Here is an 18,721-nt window from a genome sequence, read left to right as displayed (position 1 = left end):
ACGGTTCACGCCTTCCGCAGCTCGGCGGAGACGGTGGCCAGGAGCTCTTTCCAGGACGCTTCGAACTTCTCCACGCCCTCCTCCTCCAGCACCCTCACCACGTCGTCATAGTCGATGCCCACCTCCTTGAGAGCGGCCATGGTGTTCCAGGCGTCCTCGTAGAAGGGGCGGATGGTGTCGCCGTCGATCCGGCCGTGGCCGGCCACGGCGTCGAGGGTCTTCTCCGGCATCGTGTTGACCGTGCCCGAGGTGACGAGCTCGTCGACGTAGAGGGTGTCGGGGTAGCTCGGGTCCTTGGTGCCGGTGGAGGCCCACAGCGGGCGCTGCGCACGGGCTCCGGCGGCGGCCAGCGCCTGCCAGCGCGGAGAGTTGACGACATCCTCGAAGGCGGCGAAGGCGAGGCGGGCGTTGGCGATGGCCGCCTTGCCCTTGAGCGCCTTGGCCTCGGGCGTGCCGGTCTTCTCCAGGCGCTTGTCGATCTCGCTGTCCACGCGGCTGACGAAGAACGAGGCCACCGACTCGATGCCGGCCAGGTCCAGGCCGTTGGCCTGCGCGCGCTCCAGGCCCGTCAGCCAGGCGTCCATCACGGCGCGGTAGCGCTCCAGGGAGAAGATCAGCGTGACGTTGACGCTGATGCCCTCGGAGATCGCCTGGGTGATCGCGGGCAGACCCTCGACCGTGGCCGGGATCTTGATGAACAGGTTGGGACGGTCGACCATCCACCACAGCGCGCGCGCCTCGGCGACGGTCCTGTCGGTCTCCCTGGCCAGGCGGGGGTCCACCTCGATGGAGACCCGGCCGTCCACGCCGCCGGTGGCGTCGTAGACCGGCCTGAGCACGTCGGCGGCCCAGCGGATGTCGTAGGTGGTGATGGCGCGCACCGCCTCCTCGACGTCCACCCCGCGCACCGACAGGTCGTGGAGCTGGCTGTCGTAGGCGTCACCCTTGCTCAGCGCCGAGGCGAAGATCGTCGGGTTGGAGGTGACACCGACCACGTGCTTGTCGCGGATCAGCGACTCCAGGTTGCCGGTGCGCAGGCGCTCACGGCTGATGTCGTCCAGCCAGATGGAGACACCCTGCTCGGAGAGCTTCTTAAGGATCTCACTCATGATCAGTTTCCCGTCGTCTCGCCCTTGTCGGCCCCGGTCCGTGCGAGGCTCCCCTTGGCGGCGGCGGCCACGCGCTCGGCGGTCAGGCCGAACTGCTCGAAAAGGGTCTTGTAGGGAGCCGAGGCACCGAAGTGCTCCAGGCTGACCACTTCCCCTTCATCTCCCACGAACTGCCGCCAGCCCAGCGCGATTCCCGCCTCGACGGCGACGCGCGCGCGGACCGCCGAGGGCAGCACCGTCTGCTGGTAGGCCGCGTCCTGGGCCTGGAACCACTCGACGCAGGGCATCGACACGACCCGGGCCGGGATGCCCTCGGCCTCCAGCATCGCGCGGGCCTCCACGGCGAGCTGGACCTCCGAGCCGGTGCCGATCAGGATCACCTCGGGCTGGCCGTTGGAGGCGTCCTCCAGGACGTAGGCGCCGCGGGCGACCTTCGCGGCGTCGGCGGTGCCCTCGTAGACCGGGAGGTTCTGGCGGGTCAGCGCCAGCGCGGCCGGACGGTCGCCGTGCTCCAGCACGACCCGCCAGGCGGCGGCGGTCTCGTTGGCGTCGGCCGGGCGGACGACGTCCAGGCCGGGGATGGCGCGCAGCGCCCACAGGTGCTCGACCGGCTGGTGGGTCGGGCCGTCCTCGCCCAGGCCGATGGAGTCGTGCGTCCACACGTAGGTGACCGGCAGCTTCATCAGCGCCGCCAGCCGTACGGCGGGGCGCATGTAGTCGCTGAAGACCAGGAACGTGCCGCCGTAGGGGCGGGTGCCGTTGTGCAGCGCGATGCCGTTGAGGATCGACCCCATGCCGTGCTCGCGGATGCCGAAGTGCAGGGTGCGCCCGTAGCGGTTGCCCGGGAACTCCTTGGTCTGGTATTCCTCCGGGATGAAGGACGGCTCGCCCTTCATCGTGGTGTTGTTGGACTCGGCCAGGTCGGCCGAACCACCCCACAGCTCGGGCAGCACGGGCGCGAGGCTGTTGAGCACCTCGCCGGAGGCCTTGCGGGTGGCGACGGCGGCGCCGGGCTCGAAGGACGGCAGCGCCTCGGCCCAGCCCGCCGGCAGCTGCCGCGCGCTGATCCGGTCGAACTCGGCCGCCCGCTCGGGGTTGGCCGAACGCCAGCTCTGGTAGGCCTTCTCCCACTCGGCGCGGGCCGCGCGGCCGCGCTCGACGACCTTGCGGGCGTGCTCCAGCACCTCGGCCGGGACGTCGAAGCTCTTGGCCGGGTCCTGGCCCATGACCGTCTTGGTGGCGGCGATCTCCTCGGCGCCCAGGGCCGAGCCGTGGGCCTTGCCGGTGTTCTGCTTGTTCGGAGCGGGCCAGCCGATGACGGTGCGCAGGCGGATGAACGACGGCCGGTCGGTCTCGGCGCGCGCGGCCTCCAGGGCCTGGTGCAGCGCCTCGACGTCCTCGGTGTATTCGCCGTCGTTGGTCCAGTCGACCGTCTGGACGTGCCAGCCGTACGCCTCGTAGCGCTTGGCGATGTCCTCGCTCAGCGCGATCTGGGTGTCGTCCTCGATCGAGATGTGGTTGCTGTCGAAGACGACGACCAGGTTGCCCAGCTTCTGGTGGCCGGCGATGGCGCTGACCTCGTGGCTGACGCCCTCCTCGATGTCACCCTCGGAGGCGATGCACCAGATCATGTGGTCGAACGGGCTGGCGCCCGGGGCCGCGTCGGGGTCGAAGAGGCCGCGCTCGCGGCGGGCGGCCATGGCCATGCCCACCGCGTTGCCCAGCCCCTGGCCCAGCGGGCCGGTGGTGGTCTCCACGCCGACGGTGTGCCCGTGCTCCGGGTGGCCCGGGGTCAGGCTGCCCCACTGGCGCAGCCCCTTCAGGTCGTCCAGGGAGAGGCCGTACCCCGAAAGGAAGAGCTGGATGTAAAGCGTCAGACTGGTGTGTCCAGCGGAAAGAACAAAACGGTCCCGGCCCACCCAGGTGGGGTCGGAAGGGTCGTGCCGCAACGTCTGCTGGAAAAGCAGGTACGCGGCGGGCGCGAGGCTCATCGCGGTGCCCGGGTGGCCCGAACCCGCCTTCTCTACCGCGTCCATTGCCAGGGCCCGGACGACGTCGACCGCCTGACGGTCCAGGTCGCTCCATTCAAGGGCTGGCACGAGTTCGCTGCTCAAGTGCTCGATCTCCGGATCTTGTCGTGTGATGGTGGCGCCGGTTTGGCTTTTCCCGCCCACACCGGACCCTAACGGTTCGGCCTCGCTACCGTTGCGTAGGCCGAACCGGGGCGAGCCCACAGGAGTGGTGAGCTGCGCGGACGGAACGCCCACGGGGCATCCCGTCGTGCCGCCCCCGCACCCCATGCCGGAACCGGCCACCCCAACAACTACAGTTGAGACTTCAAGGCTGGCTGGTGCCCGCATTCACGGATTCGCTCTAATCAGAGGTTACGCGTTGACCCCGCACGTGCTGGAAGCGCCTTAGATGGTGCTGACCGACAAGCAATCGACGGCCCCGTCGGCGACGGGCGCGACGGACGCCGTCGCGTCGCGTTCGCTCGGCGACGTCGTGAAGGCCTACGTCGCCCTCACCAAGCCGCGGATCATCGAGCTGCTGCTGATCACGACGCTGCCGGTGATGTTCCTGGCCGCCCGTGGCCTGCCGCCGCTGTGGATCGCCGTGTCCACCCTGGTGTTCGGCACCCTGTCGGCGGGCAGCGCGAACGCGCTGAACTGCTACATCGACCGTGACATCGACGCCGCGATGCGCCGCACCCGGCGCCGGCCGCTGGCCCGCGACCAGGTCCCGCCGGGCAACGCGCTGATTTTCGGGGTCGTCCTCGGCGTGCTGTCCACTCTTGGCCTCGGCTTGACGGTTAATTGGCTCGCGGCCGGCCTGTCGCTGGCGGCCAACCTGTTCTACGTCCTCGTCTACTCGATGATCCTGAAGCGGCGGACCTCCCAGAACGTGGTGTGGGGGGGCCTGGCGGGGTGCATGCCGGTGCTGATCGGCTGGGCCGGCATCACCGGCAGCCTCGACTGGGCCCCGGTGGTGCTGTTCGGAGTGGTCTTCTTCTGGACCCCGCCGCACACCTGGACCCTCGCCATGCGCTACAAGGAGGACTACGCCGCCGCGAAGGTCCCCATGCTCCCGGTGGTCGCCACCGAGCGCCGCGTGGTGCTGGAGAGCATCGCCTACACCTGGGCGACGGTGCTGTGCTCGCTGCTGCTGTGGCCGATCGCCGACACCACGCTGCTCTACCCCGCCGTGGCCGCCGTCCTCGGCGCCGCCTGCCTGTGGGAGGTCTACCGCCTCCTCGGCCGCGTCAACGCGGGCAAGACCGGTGTGGACCTGCGCCCGATGCGCTTCTTCCACTGGTCCAACGCCTACCTGGCGCTGCTGTTCCTCGCCGTCGCCGTCGACTCGATGCTCGTCTGAGCCGCCCGGCCGGGCCGCGCGCGGGTGCTGTGATCCCGGGAATCCCCCGCCGTCGTGCACGGCGAGGACCTCAGCGGTTACGGTTGCCACATGGCAAGCCGTGATCCCCGGTGGGTGTTCAAGGACCGCCCGTCTGTCGCGCTGATCGCCGGGCTTGTCGTGGCCGGGCTGTGCGCGCTGGCGTCGTTCTCCTTCGACGTGCTGAACGGCGATCCGGTCTACTTCTTCATCGCGCTCGCGCTGGCCCTGGCGCCGGTCCCGGTGCTGCTGGCCGCGGTGCTCGCACTGGACCGCATGGAGCCGGAGCCGCGGAGCAATCTGATCTTCGCGTTCGCCTGGGGGGCGGGCGTGGCGGTCCTGGTCGCGGGCCTGATCAACTCCTTCAACCTGATCTACATCGAGAACACCGTCCGGCTGGGCTATGACAGCTCCCGCAACATCGCCGCGACCTTCGGCGCGCCCGTCGTGGAGGAGACGATGAAGGGGCTGGTCCTGCTGGGCCTGCTCAGGTTCAAGCGGGCCGAGCTCGACGGGCCCACCGACGGCATCATCTACGCCAGCATGGTCGGGCTCGGCTTCGCGATGAGCGAGAACGTCAGCTACTACGTGGCCGCGCTCGACGACATGGGCGCGCAGGGCCTGGCGGTGACCGTCGTGCTGCGGGGCATCCTGTCGCCGTTCGCGCATCCGCTGTTCACCTCGATGATCGGTGTCGCGGTGGCCTACGCCGCGCAGCGCCAGGGGCCGGTGCGGATCTTCGTGATCGCCGCGGGCTGGATCGGCGCGATGCTGCTGCACGGCATCTGGAACGGCTTCGCCTCCTACGTCGGCATCGGCGGCCTGGCCATCGCCTACGTGCTGCTGATGGCCGTGCTGTTCGTCCTGATCGCGATCGTCTTCCGGGACCGCAAGCGCATCATCGGGCTCATCCAGACCTACCTGCCCGCCTACCAGGCGACCGGCCTGGTGGGCCCCCACGACGTGGCCATGCTCTCCTCGCTGCCGGGCCGCCGCGGGGCCAGGCAGTGGGCCAGGACGGAGGGCGGCCGGACCGGGCTGCGGGCGATGAACGACTACCAGCTCGCGGCCACCGAGCTCGGCCTGCTCCACGAGCGGGCCAGGCGCCGCATGATCGGTGAGCGCACGTTCGACGAGGAGCAGCAGGCGCTGCTGGAGTGCATGGCGGCCGCCCGCGCCCACTTCCCCGTCCCGGCCCCGCAGGCGCCCCCGGCCGCCGGGGGCCACGCCCCGCCCGGCCACGTCCCCCAGCCGCCGCCGGGCGCCGGCCCCTACCCGCCCCACCGGTAGCGCGTCGGCGGGGCCGCCGCGGCGTTCACCTGTCCGCCGCGCGGCGGTGGCTCATCCCCGCCGGAGCGCGCGGGGGCTCATCCCTGCCGGAGCGCGGTGTCGAGGGTGGTCTCGCGTGGTCCGGGGAAGACGGGGGCGGAGTCGAGGACCACCGAGTCGAGGAGGCCCTTCACCGAGGTGAGGAACTCACGGGAGGCGTAGAGGTAGGTGGAGGCCCACCGCCTGGCCGAGTCGTCGCCGACGCCGAAGGCGTCCAGACCCGCCGTACGGCACAGCGTGACGGCCCTGGGCAGGTGGAAGACCTGGGTGACCACGGTCAGCCGGGTGGCCCCGAACACGTCGCGGGCCCGTACGCACGAGTCCCAGGTGTCGAAGCCGGCGTAGTCCAGGACGAGCGCGCCGGCGGGGATGCGGCGGGCGAGCAGGTAGTCGCGCATCACGGTGGGCTCGTCGTAGTCGGCCCGGCTGTTGTCACCCGACAGCAGGATCGCCTTCACCCGGCCCGCCCGGTACAGCTCGGCGGCGATGTCCAGCCGCCGGGCCAGCATGGGGGAGGGGGTGTTCTGCCAGGCCCCGGCCCCCAGGACCAGCGCCACCGGTGCCGGGGGGACCTCGCGCACCCAGCCGGGGGAGGAGTCGGCGACCGCCCGGTGCCCGGAACTGGCCAGCCAGACCCACGTCAGCGGGGTGATCGCGAGCACGCTCAGCAGCACGGCTCCCTGGTAGGAGCGCCGGAGGACCCTACGTGACAGCGGCATCGGGCCATTGTCCCGGCTGCGCGGGGCGCGGTCGAGCCCGTCCGGCCGCGCGGGCGGGGTACGGCTAGGCGGCGACGGAGTCGCGGATGTCCCGGCGGCCGGCCGGGGCGCCCAGCGGGCCCCGCGACCGCAGGGCGTACACCGCCCGCAGCGCGCCGATCCACACCAGGGTCGCGCCGAACACGTGCAGGCCGACCAGGAAGGCGGGCACGGCCAGGAAGTACTGGACGTAGCCGATGACCCCCTGGGCCAGTTCCACGCCCAGCAGCGTCAGCGCCGCCCGCCGCGCGGCGCCGGGCGCGTCGGTCACGTGCAGCGCGAACAGCAGGGCGAAGGTGAGCCCGACCACGACGTAGACGACGTCGGCGTGGATCCTGGCCACGGTCTCGATGTCGAAGGGGAAGCGGGAGGCCATCTCGTCCCCGGAGTGCGGTCCGGTGCCGGTCACCACCACGCCCACGACGAGCAGCACGGCCACCGCGGCGATGAGCGCGTAGCCGAGCGTGCGGATGTCGCGGTGGACCACCCGCTCCGGCGCGGCGTCACCCTCCTTGGCGCGGGCGTAGAGGGCGAAGGAGGCGGCGATCAGGCCGATGGAGATCAGGAAGTGCACGCTCACGGTGACCGGGTTGAGCATGGTGCGCACGACCAGGCCGCCCCAGAGCGCCTGCGCGGCCACGCCGATCGGCTGCAGCCAGGCCAGGCGGACCAGGTCACGGCGGCGCGGCAGCAGCCTCAGCGCGGCGACCAGGCAGGCCAGGCCGATGGCCAGGACCAGGAAGGTCAGCAGCCGGTTGCCGAACTCGACGGCCATGTTGATCGGCGAGATCTCGCCGTGGGCGGTCGGGAGCAGGCTGTCGGGGGTGCACCTGGGCCAGGTCGGGCAGCCCAGCCCCGACTTGGAGACCCGGACCGCCGCGCCGGTCACGGTGATGCCCGCGTTGGCGGCCACCGCGGCCCACGCCCAGCGCCGCAGGGTGGCGGGCGTCGGGGACCACACGGACTGCGACAGGTTCACGGCGTGCCGACGGGCCTGGTCAAGGAGGTGCTTCACGGCTCACATGTTAGGCGGCGGTGGCGGCGGTCCCGTCGCGGGCCCATCCGCCCGACCCATGATGATCTGTCAGCGTACGCCCGGCTTTGCCCCATAGGCCGCCGGGTATGGGAGGGCTGAACTGGAAGGACGAGGGCGGTGTCCGATTGATCTGATTAACAGTATGTGACATAGTACTGCTGGATCAAGTCGCGGGGAGCGAGGTGAGTCATGCCGGATGTGGTGGTGATCGGCGCCGGAGTCGTCGGAGCCGCGTGCGCGTACTACGCGGCCCGGGCCGGGCTGGACGTGGTCGTCGTCGACCGCGGGCCGGTGGCGGGCGGCACGACCGGCGCGGGGGAGGGCAACGTCCTGGTCTCCGACAAGGAGCCGGGCCCCGAGCTGGACCTCGCCCTGCTCTCCAACGGCCTCTGGCGCGAGCTGGCCGAGCCCGGCGGGTTCGAGTTCGAGCCCAAGGGCGGGCTGGTGGTCGCCGAGACCGATGCGGTGCTGGAGGCGCTGACCGGCCTGGCGGCCAAGCAGGCGGTCGAGCACGCGGTGGTCGCCCCCGAGGCGCTCAACGACTACGAGCCCCATCTGGCGGAGGGCTTCGCCGGAGGGGTCTTCTACCCGCAGGACGCCCAGGTCCAGCCCATGCTGGCGGCGGCCAGGCTGATCCGGCGGGGTGCCGAGCTGTTCGGCGGCGGCACCCTGATGCTGCGCACCGGTGTCACGGTCACCGGCTTCCTGCGCGCGGGCGACCGGATCACCGGCGTCACGACCGACCACGGCGACATCCTCGCCGGGGCCGTCGTCAACGCCGCCGGGACCTGGGGCGGCGAGGTGGCCGCGCTGGCCGGGGTGCACGTCCCGGTCCTGCCCCGGCGCGGCTTCATCCTGGTCACCGAGCCGCTCGAGAAGCCGCTGGTCAGGCACAAGGTCTACACCGCCGCCTACGTCACCAACGTGGCCAGCGACTCCGAGGGCCTGGAGACCTCCGCCGTCGTGGAGGGGACTCCGTCGGGGCCGGTGCTCATCGGCGCCAGCCGCGAGCGGGTCGGCTTCGACCGCACGGTCTCCGTGCCCGTCCTGGAGCGCCTGGCCCGCCAGGCCGTCGAGCTGTTCCCGGCGCTGGCCGAGCGCAGGGCGATACGGGCCTACTGCGGCTTCCGGCCCTACTGCCCCGACCACCTGCCGGTGATCGGCGAGGACCCCCGGGCCCCGGGGCTCCACCACGCCTGCGGCCACGAGGGCGCGGGCATCGGCCTGGCCCCCGCCACCGGCCACCTGATCGCCCAGACGCTGACCGGCCTCCGCCCCGACCTGGACCTCACCCCCTTCCGCCCGGACCGCTTCAAGGAGGAACGCGCATGAAGCAGCCGTACGGTCTCGTGCGGGCGCGGCCCGAGCCGGAGTTCGAGATCAGCGTGGACGGCGCCCCCGTCCCGGTGGTCCCCGGCCAGACCATCGGCGCCGCCCTGCACGGCGCCGGCATCCGGGCCTGGCGCACCACCAGGATCGGCGGCCGCCCCCGCGGGCTGTTCTGCGGCATCGGCGTCTGCTTCGACTGCCTGGTCACGGTCAACGGCGTCCCGTCCCTGCGGGCCTGCCTGACCGAGGCCCGGCCCGGAGACCTGGTGAGCACCCGTCCGGACGCCGGTCCGGGCGAGCGTCCCGGCGACGGCGCGGGGACGGTGGAGGAGCGGTGAGCCACGTCCACGACCTCGCCGTCATCGGCGCGGGCCCGGCCGGGGTGGCCGGCGCGCTCACCGCCTCCCTCGCCGGGCTGGACGTCGTGCTGATCGACGCGGCGCCCAGGCCGGGCGGCCAGTACTTCCGGCACCTGCCGGAGGGTTTCAACGCCGGGGCGCCCGGGGCCCTCCACCACGGCCTGGACAGGTTCACCCGGCAGTGGGAGACGCTCCGCGGACGCGCCGAGACGCTGCTCGGCCACCGGGTCTGGGCGCTGGAGCGCGCCGACGCGACGGTCACCGTACGGTGCCTGGAGGGCGACCGCGAGGAGCGGCCCCGCACGGTCACCGCGCGCAGGCTGCTGATCGCCACCGGCGCCCACGACCGGCCCCTGCCCTTCCCCGGCTGGGACCTGCCCGGCGTGCTGACCGCGGGCGGGGCGCAGGCCCTGCTCAAGGGCAACCTCGTCGTCGCGGGCCGGAAGGTCGTCGTCGCCGGGACCGGCCCCTTCCTGCTCCCGGTCGCGGCCGGTCTGGCCGAGGCCGGCGCGGACGTGCGCGGCGTCTACGAGGCCAACGGCCGGCTCGGGCCGGCCCGGCACCCGCTGCTGGCCGCGGGCAAGGTCGGCGAGGCCCTCGGGTACGGCGTCAGCCTGGCCCGCCACCTGGTGCCCTACCACGGCCGCCAGGCGGTGATCGCGGCGCACGGCGAGGACGCGCTGACCCACGTCACCGTGGCGAAACTGGACTCCGGCTGGCGGCCGGTCTCGACGAGGACCGTCGAGTGCGACACCCTCGCCTACGGCTACGGCTTCGTCCCCCAGCTCGAACTGGCGGTCCAGCTCGGCTGCGCGACCCGCGCCGACGTGGACGGCAGCCCCGTCGTGACCGTGGACGGGGGCCTGCGCACCAGCGTGCCCGGCGTCTACGCGGCGGGGGAGTCCACCGGTGTCGGCGGCGCCGTGCTGGCCGAGGTCGAGGGGCGCATCGCGGGCCGCAGCGCCGCCGCGGACCTGGGCCGCCGCCTCCCGCCCCAGCCTCGCCTGTCCCGGCGCAGGGACCGCCTGGCCGCCTTCGCGCGGGCACTGCTGGAGGCGTATCCGGTACGGCCCGGCTGGCAGGGGTGGCTACGCGACGACACGCTGGTCTGCCGCTGCGAGGAGGTGCCCCTGTCGGCCGTGCGCCAGGCCCAGGACCTGGGCGCCACCGACGCGCGCTCCGTCAAACTGCTGGCCCGCCCCGGTATGGGCTGGTGCCAGGGCCGCATGTGCGGCTATGCCGTGGCATGCCTCACCGGCGAGGCGCCCACGGCCCCCCGGCGCCCGATCGCCCAGCCCGTCCGGCTCGGCGACCTCGCCGCGCCGACCCGAACCCCCTTGGAAGGATGATCTGTGATGACGACCCGCGTGAAACCCTGGCACGGCGTGATGGTGGCCACCGCGCTGCCCCTCGGCGAGGACCTCTCGGCCGACTTCGACGGCTACGCCGAGCACTGCCGGTGGCTGGTCGCCAGTGGCTGCGACGGCGTGGTGCCCAACGGCTCGCTGGGCGAGTACCAGACGCTGACGGCCGAGGAGCGGGCCAAGGTCGTGGAGACCGCGGTCGCCGCGGTCGGCGGCGACCGGGTCATGCCGGGGATCGCCGCCTACGGGGCGGCCGAGGCCCGCCGCTGGGCCGAGCAGGCCCGCGACGCCGGATGCCAGGCGGTGATGCTGCTCCCGCCGAATGCCTACCGGGCCGACGAACGGACCGTGGTGGAGCACTACCGCGAGGTGGCCAAGGCGGGCGTGCCGGTGGTGGCCTACAACAACCCCTATGACACCAAGGTCGACCTCACCCCCGAGCTGCTGGCCCGGCTGCACGCCGAGGGCCTCATCGTGGCGGTCAAGGAGTTCACCGGCGACGTCCGCCGGGCCTACGAGATCGCCGAGCTGGCCCCGGGCCTGGACCTGCTGATCGGCTCCGACGACGTGCTGCTGGAGCTGGCCCTGGCCGGCGCGGTCGGCTGGGTGGCCGGCTACCCCAACGCGCTGCCCGAGTCGTGCGTGGCCCTGTACCGGGCGGCCCTGGCCGGGGACCTGACCACCGCGCTCCCGCTCTACCGCGCGCTGCACCCGCTGCTGCGCTGGGACTCCAAGACCGTGTTCGTGCAGGCCATCAAGCTCTCCATGGACCTGGCCGGGCGCCGGGGCGGCCCGTGCCGCCCGCCGCGGCTGCCGCTGGTGCCGGAGGAGGAGGCCGCGGTCCGCGCCGCCACCGAGAAGGTCCTGGCCGAGGGCCTGCGGTAGGCGCCCGGCGGCCGGCCGTCTTCATCCCGCAGGGGGCGCACCATCGGGTGCGCCCCGCCACGGGTTCGAAAGGTAGTGCACTCCCCGTAAGGAGTATCAATGAGGACTAAACGGGTCTTCCATGCGGTGGACTCCCACACCGAGGGCATGCCCACCCGGGTGATCACCGGAGGGGTCGGGGTCATCCCCGGCTCGACCATGGCCGAGCGCCGCGAACACTTCCTGGCCGAGATGGACCACATCCGGACCCTGCTCATGTACGAGCCGCGCGGCCACTCGGCGATGAGCGGGGCCATCCTGCAGCCGCCCACCCGGCCCGACGCCGACTACGGCGTGCTCTACATCGAGGTCTCCGGCTGCCTGCCGATGTGCGGTCACGGCACCATCGGCGTGGCCACCGTCCTGGTGGAGACCGGGATGGTCGAGGTCGTCGAGCCGGTCACCACCATCCGGCTGGACACCCCGGCCGGGCTGGTCGTCGCCGAGGTGCGGGTCGAGGACGGCGCCGCCACCGCGGTGACCATCACCAACGTCCCCTCCTTCAGCGTCGGCCTGGACCGCACGGTCAAGGTGCCCGGCATCGGCCAGGTCACCTACGATCTTGCCTACGGCGGCAACTACTACGCGATCCTGCCGATCGAGGCGGTCGGCCTGCCCTTCGAGCGCTCGCGCAAGCAGGAGATCCTCGACGCGGGCCTGGCCGTCATGGACGCGATCAACGAGCAGGACGAGCCCGTCCACCCGCTGAACGCGGGCATCCGGGGCTGCCACCACGTGCAGTTCACCGCCCCCGGGTCCGACGCCCGGCACTCGCGGCACGCGATGGCCATCCACCCCGGCTGGTTCGACCGCTCGCCCTGCGGCACCGGCACCAGTGCCCGGATGGCCCAGCTCCACGCCCGGGGCGAGCTGCCCCTCGGCGCCGACTTCGTGAACGAGTCGTTCATCGGCACCCGGTTCGTCGGGCGGCTCGTCCAGGAGACGGAGGTCGCCGATCTGCCCGCGGTGGTTCCGACCATCACCGGGCGGGCATGGGTCACCGGCACCGCTCAGTACTTCCTCGACCCCCGTGACCCGTTCCCCGAAGGTTTCCTGCTGTGACAAACGTGATCAGTCTGATCGAGAGCCGTTCCCCGCACACCCCGGCCGACATCGTCGCGTCCTTCCCCGCGGCGGGGGAGGCGGGCGTCCAGGCCGCCGTGCGGCTGGCGCAGGCCGTACAGCACGACTGGGCCTCCCGGAACGCCGCCGCGCGGGCCGCGGCGCTGGCCAGGGCCGCCGACGCGGTGGAGGGGGCGGCCGACGAGCTGGCCGCCCTGGTGGTCCGCGAGGTCGGCAAGCCGATCACCGAGGCGCGCGGCGAGGTCGCCCGCTCGGTGTCGATCCTGCGCTACTACTCCCAGCAGGTGTTCGACCCCGTCGGCGCGCTCCACGAGCCGTCGGGCGCCGGGCTGCTGTTCACCCGGCGGCGACCGCTCGGCGTCGCCGGGCTGATCACGCCGTGGAACTTCCCGCTGGCCATCCCGCTGTGGAAGGCCGCGCCCGCGCTGGCGTTCGGAAACACGGTCGTGCTCAAGCCCGCCCCGCAGGCGCTGGCGTGCGCGCTGCGCCTGGCCGAGCTGCTGGACCTCAACGAGTTCCAGGTCGTGCCCGGCGACGCGGCGGAGGGCGCCGCGCTGGTGGAGACCGCCGACGTGGTCTCCTTCACCGGATCGGCCTCCGTGGGCGCCCTGGTCCGCCAGGCGGCCGTACGGCGCGGCGTGCCGGTCCAGGCCGAGATGGGCGGGCAGAACGCCAGCATCGTGCTGCCGGACGCCAACCTGGAGGCCGCGGCCGCCCAGATCGCGGCGGCGGCGATGGGCTTCGCCGGGCAGAAGTGCACGGCCACCAAGCGGATCATCACGGTCGGCAACGGCGAGGAGGTCCGCGAGGCCGTGCTCGCGGCCGTGGCCAAGCTCGGGTTCGGCGACCCGTCCGACCCCGGCACCGCCGTCGGCCCGCTGATCGACGAGGCGGCCCGCGACCGGGTCGTGGACGCGGCGGCGGACGCGGTCGCCGCCGGCGGCCGTGTCCTCACCGGTGGCCGGGCCGTGCACAGCCTCCAGGAGGGCGGGCTCGGCGGCTGGTACGTGGAGCCGACGGTCGTGGACGGCCTGCCCGCCGACCACCGGCTCGCCTGCGAGGAGGTCTTCGGGCCGATCTGCGTGGTCCAGGACGCGGCCTCGGTGGACGAGGCGGTGGCGCTGGCCAACGGCGTCCGCTACGGCCTGGCCTCGGCCGTCTACACCAGCGACCTGGACCGGGCCCTGGACCTCAGCGCCCGGCTGGACACCGGCCTGGTCAAGGTGAACGCCCCGACCAGCGGCGTGGACTTCTACCTGCCGTTCGGCGGGGAGAAGGACTCCAGCTACGGCGGCCGTGAGCAGGGCAAGGCGGCTCAGGAGTTCTACACCTCGACCCATACGATCACCATCAGCCCGGCGGGCTGAGGCCCGCCGTACGTCAAGGGGCACCCCCGGCCCGGGGGTGCCCCTTGACGTATCCGCACCTTAGGCAAAGAAAAGGTGTGTGAAGGTTAACGGTCTTATTTCGGCCCTTGACGTGGACATTAACCACCTAATGCAATGTCACATATCATTAGCTGTGAGGAGCCGCAGATGCGTGCCATCCCCCTGAAGTCCTTCACTTCGCTGGCCGTTGTCGGCCTCCTGGTCACCGGATGTGGCCAGGGACTGCTCGGCGGCGGTGACGGTGGCGACACGGCCGCCAAGGCAGACGACCCGATCGTCCTCGGCATGCTGATCCCCCAGTCGGGCAGCGAGGCCGCGATCGGTCCCTATATGAGCAACGCCGCCCAGCTCGCACTCGACGAGATCAACGCCAAGGGCGGGGTCCTCGGGCGCAAGCTGGAGCTGAAGACCGCCGACGACGCCTGCGACGCCCAGTCCGCAGCGGCCGGAGCCAACAAGCTGGTCACCGAGGGCGTGGACATCTCGGTCGGAGGATACTGCTCCGGCGCGACCCTGCCTACCCTGCCCATCTTCGGCAAGGCTAACATCCCGATGATCATTCCGGCGGCCAACTCCCAGGAACTGGTCGACCAGAAGCTCAAGCACGTCTTCCTGATCAACGGCACCGGTTCCCAGCAGGCCGGTGCGGCCGACAAGTGGATCGCCAAGCAGGGCGCCAAGAGCGTCGTGCTGATGCACGACAACACCAGCTACTCCAAGGACATCGCGCTGCGCACCAAGTCGCTGCTCGACGCCCCCGGCGGCGCCGAGTCCGTGCTCGTGGAGACGGTGACGCCCAAGGAGAGCGACTACAGCGCCAACGTCACCAACGTGCTGGCCAAGAAGCCCGACTTCGTCTACTGGACCGGCTACTTCCAGGAGGGCGGCCTGATCGCCCGCCAGCTCCGCCAGGCCGGCTACAAGGGCTCCATCATGGTCGGCGACGGCTCGGTCTCGCCCAAGCTGATCGAGATCGCCGGCGCCGAGGCCGCCGAGGGCGTCTACGCCACGATGACCCAGACCCCCGACACGCTGGAAGGCGCCGAGGGCTGGATCTCGGCCTACAAGAAGAAGTACAACGCCGACCCGGGCCCCTACTCCAACCAGGCCTACGACGCGGTGCGGCTGGCCGCCGAGGCGGTCACCAAGGCGGGCGGCACCGACGGCGCCAAGGTCATCGCCGCCCTGGAGGGGATGGACGGGTTCTCGATGTTCTCCGGGCCGCTGAAGTTCACCCCCGAGCACACCCTGTCCAGCGGCGGCTTCCAGGTCCTCGTCGTCAAGGGTGACAAGTTCGCCTTGCAGGACTCCCTCAAATGACACAGCTCGTCTGGAACGGCCTGTTCGTCGGGTCGTTCTACGCTCTGGTCGCGCTGGGCTACAGCATGGTCTACGGGATCATCAAACTGCTCAACTTCGCCCACGGCGACCTGTACATGCTCGGCGCGTTCATCGGCTTCGCCGTCCTCGGCGCGGTCGGTGGCGTGTCCTCCTCGATGGCGCTGCCCCTGCTGCTGGCGGTGCTCCTGGCCACCATGGTCTTCACCGGCCTGGCCGGGGTGGCGCTCGAGCGGATCGCCTACCGGCCGCTGCGCCGCGCGCCCCGGCTGTCGCTGCTCATCACCGCGGTCGGCGCGTCCTTCGCCCTGGAGTACGGCATGCGTGCCGCAGCCGGAGCCGACCCGCGGGTCTACCCGGTCCGCCTGGGCGGCACCTCGATCGAGGTGCTGGGCGCCCGGCTGACCCTCCAGCAGCTCGTGCTGATCGGCGTGGCCGTGATCCTCATGATCGGGCTCAACCTGCTGATCACCCGGACCCGCGAGGGCCGGGCCATGCGGGCCATCGCGCTCGACCCGCGCACCAGCTCGCTGATGGGCATCGACGTCAACGCGGTGATCTCCCGGACCTTCTTCCTCGGCTCGGCCCTGGCCGGGGCCGCCGGGGTGATGGCGGGCGCCTACTACGGGAAGATCGACTTCCTGATGGGCTTCCTGATCGGGCTCAAGGCGTTCACCGCCGCGGTCATCGGCGGGATCGGCAACATCCCCGGCACCATGCTCGGCGGCCTGCTGCTCGGGCTGCTGGAGTCGTTCGGCACGTTCTGGCTGGGCGGCGAGTGGCGCGACGTGTTCACCTTCGGCGTGCTGATCCTGTTCCTGACCGTGCGGCCCACCGGCCTGCTCGGCGAACGTGTGACGGAGCGCGTATGACCGGCACGACGACGAAGACCCGCCGGCTGGGCACCGACAAGCCCCCGACCCGGGCGTCGAAGCTGCTGCAGAACCGGTGGGCCGGGCTCGGCGGGCTGCTGATCGCGCTGCTCGCGCCGTTCGTCGACGCCACGCCGTACGCGCTGTCGGTCATGACCACCGCGGCCATCTTCGTGATGCTCGCCTCCGGGCTCAACATCGTGGTGGGCTACTGCGGCCTGCTCGACCTCGGCTACGTGGCCTTCTTCGCGGTCGGCGCCTACACCAGCGGGGTGCTGTCCACCCGCCTGGACCTGCCGCTGCTGGTCACCGTGCCCGCCGTCATCGTGGTCACGGTCATCGCCGGGATCATCATCGGCGCGCCGACCCTGCGGCTGCGCAGTGACTACCTCGCCATCGTGACCCTCGGCTTCGGTGAGATCATCCGGATCACCGCCAACAACCTGGACGTCACCGGCGGCCCCTCGGGCATCTACGGCATCCCGTCCCTGACCGACAGCCCGGTGGCGTTCTACTACGTGACCGTGGTGATCGTCTCCCTGGCCGTCCTCGGCGCGGCCCGGCTGGGCCGCTCCCGCATCGGCAGGGCCTGGCGCTTCGTCCGCGAGGACGAGGACGCCGCCGAGGCCATGGGCGTCAACACCTACCGCGTCAAGCTCGCCGCCTACATCGCGGGAGCCGTCTGGGGCGGTCTGGCGGGGGTCCTGTCCGCCGCCCAGCTGTCAGCGATCTCTCCCAACAGCTTCACCTTCCTTTCCTCCGCGCTGGTCCTGATGGCCGTCGTCCTCGGCGGCATGGGCTCGATCCCCGGCGTCGTCATCGGCGCCATCGTGATCAGCCTGCTGCCGGAAGTCCTCCGCGACCTCGCCGACTACCGGTTCTTCCTGTTCGGCGTCCTCCTCATCATCGTCATGCTCCTGCGCCCGCAGGGGTTGTGGCCCGCCCGTTCCAAGGAGGTCTCGTGAGCCTGCTGACCGTGGAGGATCTGCGCCTGTCCTTCGGCGGGCTGGTGGCCATCGACGGGCTCACGTTCTCGGTGGGCGAGGCGGAGATCGTCTCCGTCATCGGGCCCAACGGCGCGGGCAAGACATCGGCCTTCAACTGCGTCACCGGCTTCTACCGTCCCACCTCGGGCCGGATCACCCTGCGGGACAAGAGCCTGCGAGGGCTGAAGCCGTCGGCGATCGCGGGGCTCGGCATCGCGCGGACGTTCCAGAACCTGCGACTGTTCGGCGAGCTGTCGGTCCTGGACAACGTGCGCGCCGGATCCCACCTGTGGCTCAAGCAGAGCGTCTTCGACGCCCTGCTGCACACCCCCCGCTACCGTCGCTCCGAACGCGAGTGCACCGAGCAGGCCCACCACTGGCTGGACTTCGTCGGCCTGCGCGGCGACCGCTACAGCGAGGCCCGCAACCTGCCCTACGGCGAGCAGCGGCTGGCGGAGATCGCCAGGGCCCTGGCCCGCCGCCCCGACCTGCTCCTGCTGGACGAGCCCGCCGCCGGGCTCAACCACGGCGAGAAGGCCGAGATGCTCGACCTGATCCGCCGGATCCAGGCGCTGGGCGTGGCCATCGTGCTCATCGAACACGACATGGGCCTGGTCATGGAGGTCTCCGAACGCGTGGTCGTGCTCAACTTCGGCAAGGAGATCGCCGACGGCCGCCCCGAGGACGTCCGCCGGGACCCGGCCGTCATCGAGGCCTATCTCGGGAGTGACGCCCATGCTTGAGATCAACGGACTGGACGTCCACTACGGCGGGGTGCACGCCCTGCGCGGCCTGTCCCTGACCATCTCGCCGGGAGAGATCGTCGCCCTGCTGGGCAACAACGGCGCGGGCAAGACCACCACGCTGTCGGCGGTCTCCGGCCTGGTGCGTCCCACCGCCGGAAAGGTCGTCTTCGACGGGCGTGACGTCACCCGGGAGAAGCCCCACAAGATCGCCGCGAGTGGTCTGGTGCACGTCCCCGAGGGCCGCAGGGTCTTCAGCACCCTCACCGTGCACGAGAACCTGCAGCTCGGCGGCTACCTGGTCCGCGACCAGGCGGAGATCCGCAAGCGGATCGAGCGCGTCTACGGGCTGCTGCCCCGGCTGGCCGAGCGGCGCGCCCAGCAGGGCGGCACGCTGTCCGGCGGCGAGCAGCAGATGCTCGCCATCGGCCGGGCGCTGGTCACCGGGCCCAGGCTGCTGCTGCTGGACGAGCCCTCCATGGGCCTGGCCCCGCTGGTGGTCGCCTCGGTGATGGAGCTGATCGCCGACATCAACGCCGAGGGCACCTCGGTGCTGCTGGTCGAGCAGAACGCCACCGCCGCGCTCAAGATCGCCCACCGGGGCTACGTGATCGAGAACGGCGAGTGCGTGCTGGACGGCCCCGCGGCCGAACTGCGCGAGGACGCCCGGGTGGTCGAGGCCTATCTCGGCGGGGTCTGACAGGACGGAT

At 71.8% G+C, this 18,721-nt stretch carries 17 protein-coding genes; 13 read left to right on the top strand and 4 right to left on the bottom strand.

Going from position 1 to position 18,721, the window contains the following annotated elements; translation table 11 throughout:
- Nucleotides 1-5: 5 nt before the first annotated feature.
- Both tal and tkt read right to left on the bottom strand, forming a co-directional pair.
- Nucleotides 6-1,109, bottom strand: a complete 1,104-nt coding sequence (gene tal / locus ACZ6R6_RS11165; protein WP_470092250.1) for a transaldolase — start codon at nucleotides 1,107-1,109, stop codon at nucleotides 6-8.
- A 2-nt stretch (nucleotides 1,110-1,111) separates the two neighbouring features.
- Nucleotides 1,112-3,208 carry a transketolase gene (tkt, locus tag ACZ6R6_RS11160; RefSeq protein ID WP_470092248.1) on the bottom strand — a complete coding sequence of 699 codons (2,097 nt, stop codon included), beginning with the start codon at nucleotides 3,206-3,208 and terminating at the stop codon, nucleotides 1,112-1,114.
- Between the two features lie 322 nt (nucleotides 3,209-3,530).
- Here tkt and ACZ6R6_RS11155 point away from each other — a divergent pair, with 322 nt between their 5' ends.
- Both ACZ6R6_RS11155 and ACZ6R6_RS11150 read left to right on the top strand, forming a co-directional pair.
- Nucleotides 3,531-4,484 (top strand): heme o synthase, encoded by a 954-nt coding sequence (locus tag ACZ6R6_RS11155; protein ID WP_470092246.1) that lies wholly within the window; start codon nucleotides 3,531-3,533, stop codon nucleotides 4,482-4,484.
- Between the two features lie 90 nt (nucleotides 4,485-4,574).
- Entirely contained in the window at nucleotides 4,575-5,792 is a 1,218-nt protein-coding gene (locus ACZ6R6_RS11150) for a PrsW family intramembrane metalloprotease (protein WP_470092245.1), read from the top strand.
- A gap of 77 nt (nucleotides 5,793-5,869) precedes the next feature.
- Here ACZ6R6_RS11150 and ACZ6R6_RS11145 read toward each other — a convergent pair whose 3' ends face one another.
- A complete protein-coding gene (locus ACZ6R6_RS11145) occupies nucleotides 5,870-6,550 on the bottom strand; it encodes a SanA/YdcF family protein (RefSeq protein ID WP_470092243.1) in 681 nt (226 codons plus the stop codon).
- Nucleotides 6,551-6,614: 64 nt separating this feature from the next.
- A complete protein-coding gene (locus ACZ6R6_RS11140; RefSeq protein WP_470092241.1) occupies nucleotides 6,615-7,604 on the bottom strand; it encodes a COX15/CtaA family protein in 990 nt (329 codons plus the stop codon).
- A gap of 210 nt (nucleotides 7,605-7,814) precedes the next feature.
- Here ACZ6R6_RS11140 and ACZ6R6_RS11135 point away from each other — a divergent pair, with 210 nt between their 5' ends.
- The 11 genes from ACZ6R6_RS11135 (at nucleotide 7,815) to ACZ6R6_RS11085 (ending at nucleotide 18,711) form a co-directional block, all read left to right on the top strand.
- A complete protein-coding gene (locus ACZ6R6_RS11135) occupies nucleotides 7,815-8,957 on the top strand; it encodes an NAD(P)/FAD-dependent oxidoreductase (protein WP_470092239.1) in 1,143 nt (380 codons plus the stop codon).
- Nucleotides 8,954-9,292 (top strand): (2Fe-2S)-binding protein, encoded by a 339-nt coding sequence (locus ACZ6R6_RS11130; protein WP_470092238.1) that lies wholly within the window; start codon nucleotides 8,954-8,956, stop codon nucleotides 9,290-9,292. Before ACZ6R6_RS11135 ends, ACZ6R6_RS11130 begins: the two co-directional genes overlap by 4 nt.
- The gene (locus tag ACZ6R6_RS11125; protein ID WP_470092237.1) at nucleotides 9,289-10,662 is read left to right on the top strand and encodes an FAD/NAD(P)-dependent oxidoreductase; all 1,374 of its coding nucleotides are present in this window, start codon (nucleotides 9,289-9,291) and stop codon (nucleotides 10,660-10,662) included. The genes ACZ6R6_RS11130 and ACZ6R6_RS11125 overlap by 4 nt, the downstream gene beginning before the upstream one ends.
- Before the next feature lie 6 nt (nucleotides 10,663-10,668).
- A complete protein-coding gene (locus ACZ6R6_RS11120; RefSeq protein WP_470092236.1) occupies nucleotides 10,669-11,562 on the top strand; it encodes a dihydrodipicolinate synthase family protein in 894 nt (297 codons plus the stop codon).
- A 99-nt stretch (nucleotides 11,563-11,661) separates the two neighbouring features.
- Entirely contained in the window at nucleotides 11,662-12,663 is a 1,002-nt protein-coding gene (locus ACZ6R6_RS11115; protein ID WP_470092234.1) for a proline racemase family protein, read from the top strand.
- Nucleotides 12,660-14,051 carry an aldehyde dehydrogenase family protein gene (locus ACZ6R6_RS11110; protein ID WP_470092233.1) on the top strand — a complete coding sequence of 464 codons (1,392 nt, stop codon included), beginning with the start codon at nucleotides 12,660-12,662 and terminating at the stop codon, nucleotides 14,049-14,051. The genes ACZ6R6_RS11115 and ACZ6R6_RS11110 overlap by 4 nt, the downstream gene beginning before the upstream one ends.
- Before the next feature lie 168 nt (nucleotides 14,052-14,219).
- Entirely contained in the window at nucleotides 14,220-15,392 is a 1,173-nt protein-coding gene (locus ACZ6R6_RS11105) for a branched-chain amino acid ABC transporter substrate-binding protein (protein WP_470092231.1), read from the top strand.
- Entirely contained in the window at nucleotides 15,389-16,282 is an 894-nt protein-coding gene (locus tag ACZ6R6_RS11100) for a branched-chain amino acid ABC transporter permease (RefSeq protein ID WP_470092230.1), read from the top strand. Before ACZ6R6_RS11105 ends, ACZ6R6_RS11100 begins: the two co-directional genes overlap by 4 nt.
- Nucleotides 16,279-17,247, top strand: a complete 969-nt coding sequence (locus ACZ6R6_RS11095) for a branched-chain amino acid ABC transporter permease (protein WP_470092228.1) — start codon at nucleotides 16,279-16,281, stop codon at nucleotides 17,245-17,247. Before ACZ6R6_RS11100 ends, ACZ6R6_RS11095 begins: the two co-directional genes overlap by 4 nt.
- Nucleotides 17,244-18,011 carry an ABC transporter ATP-binding protein gene (locus ACZ6R6_RS11090; RefSeq protein ID WP_306868872.1) on the top strand — a complete coding sequence of 256 codons (768 nt, stop codon included), beginning with the start codon at nucleotides 17,244-17,246 and terminating at the stop codon, nucleotides 18,009-18,011. Before ACZ6R6_RS11095 ends, ACZ6R6_RS11090 begins: the two co-directional genes overlap by 4 nt.
- The gene (locus ACZ6R6_RS11085) at nucleotides 18,004-18,711 is read left to right on the top strand and encodes an ABC transporter ATP-binding protein (protein ID WP_470092225.1); all 708 of its coding nucleotides are present in this window, start codon (nucleotides 18,004-18,006) and stop codon (nucleotides 18,709-18,711) included. Before ACZ6R6_RS11090 ends, ACZ6R6_RS11085 begins: the two co-directional genes overlap by 8 nt.
- Nucleotides 18,712-18,721 lie beyond the last annotated feature (10 nt).

The sequence above is a fragment of the Streptosporangium sp. NPDC048886 genome (assembly GCF_055586905.1).
This window is presented reverse-complemented; position numbering and strand designations above follow the sequence as displayed.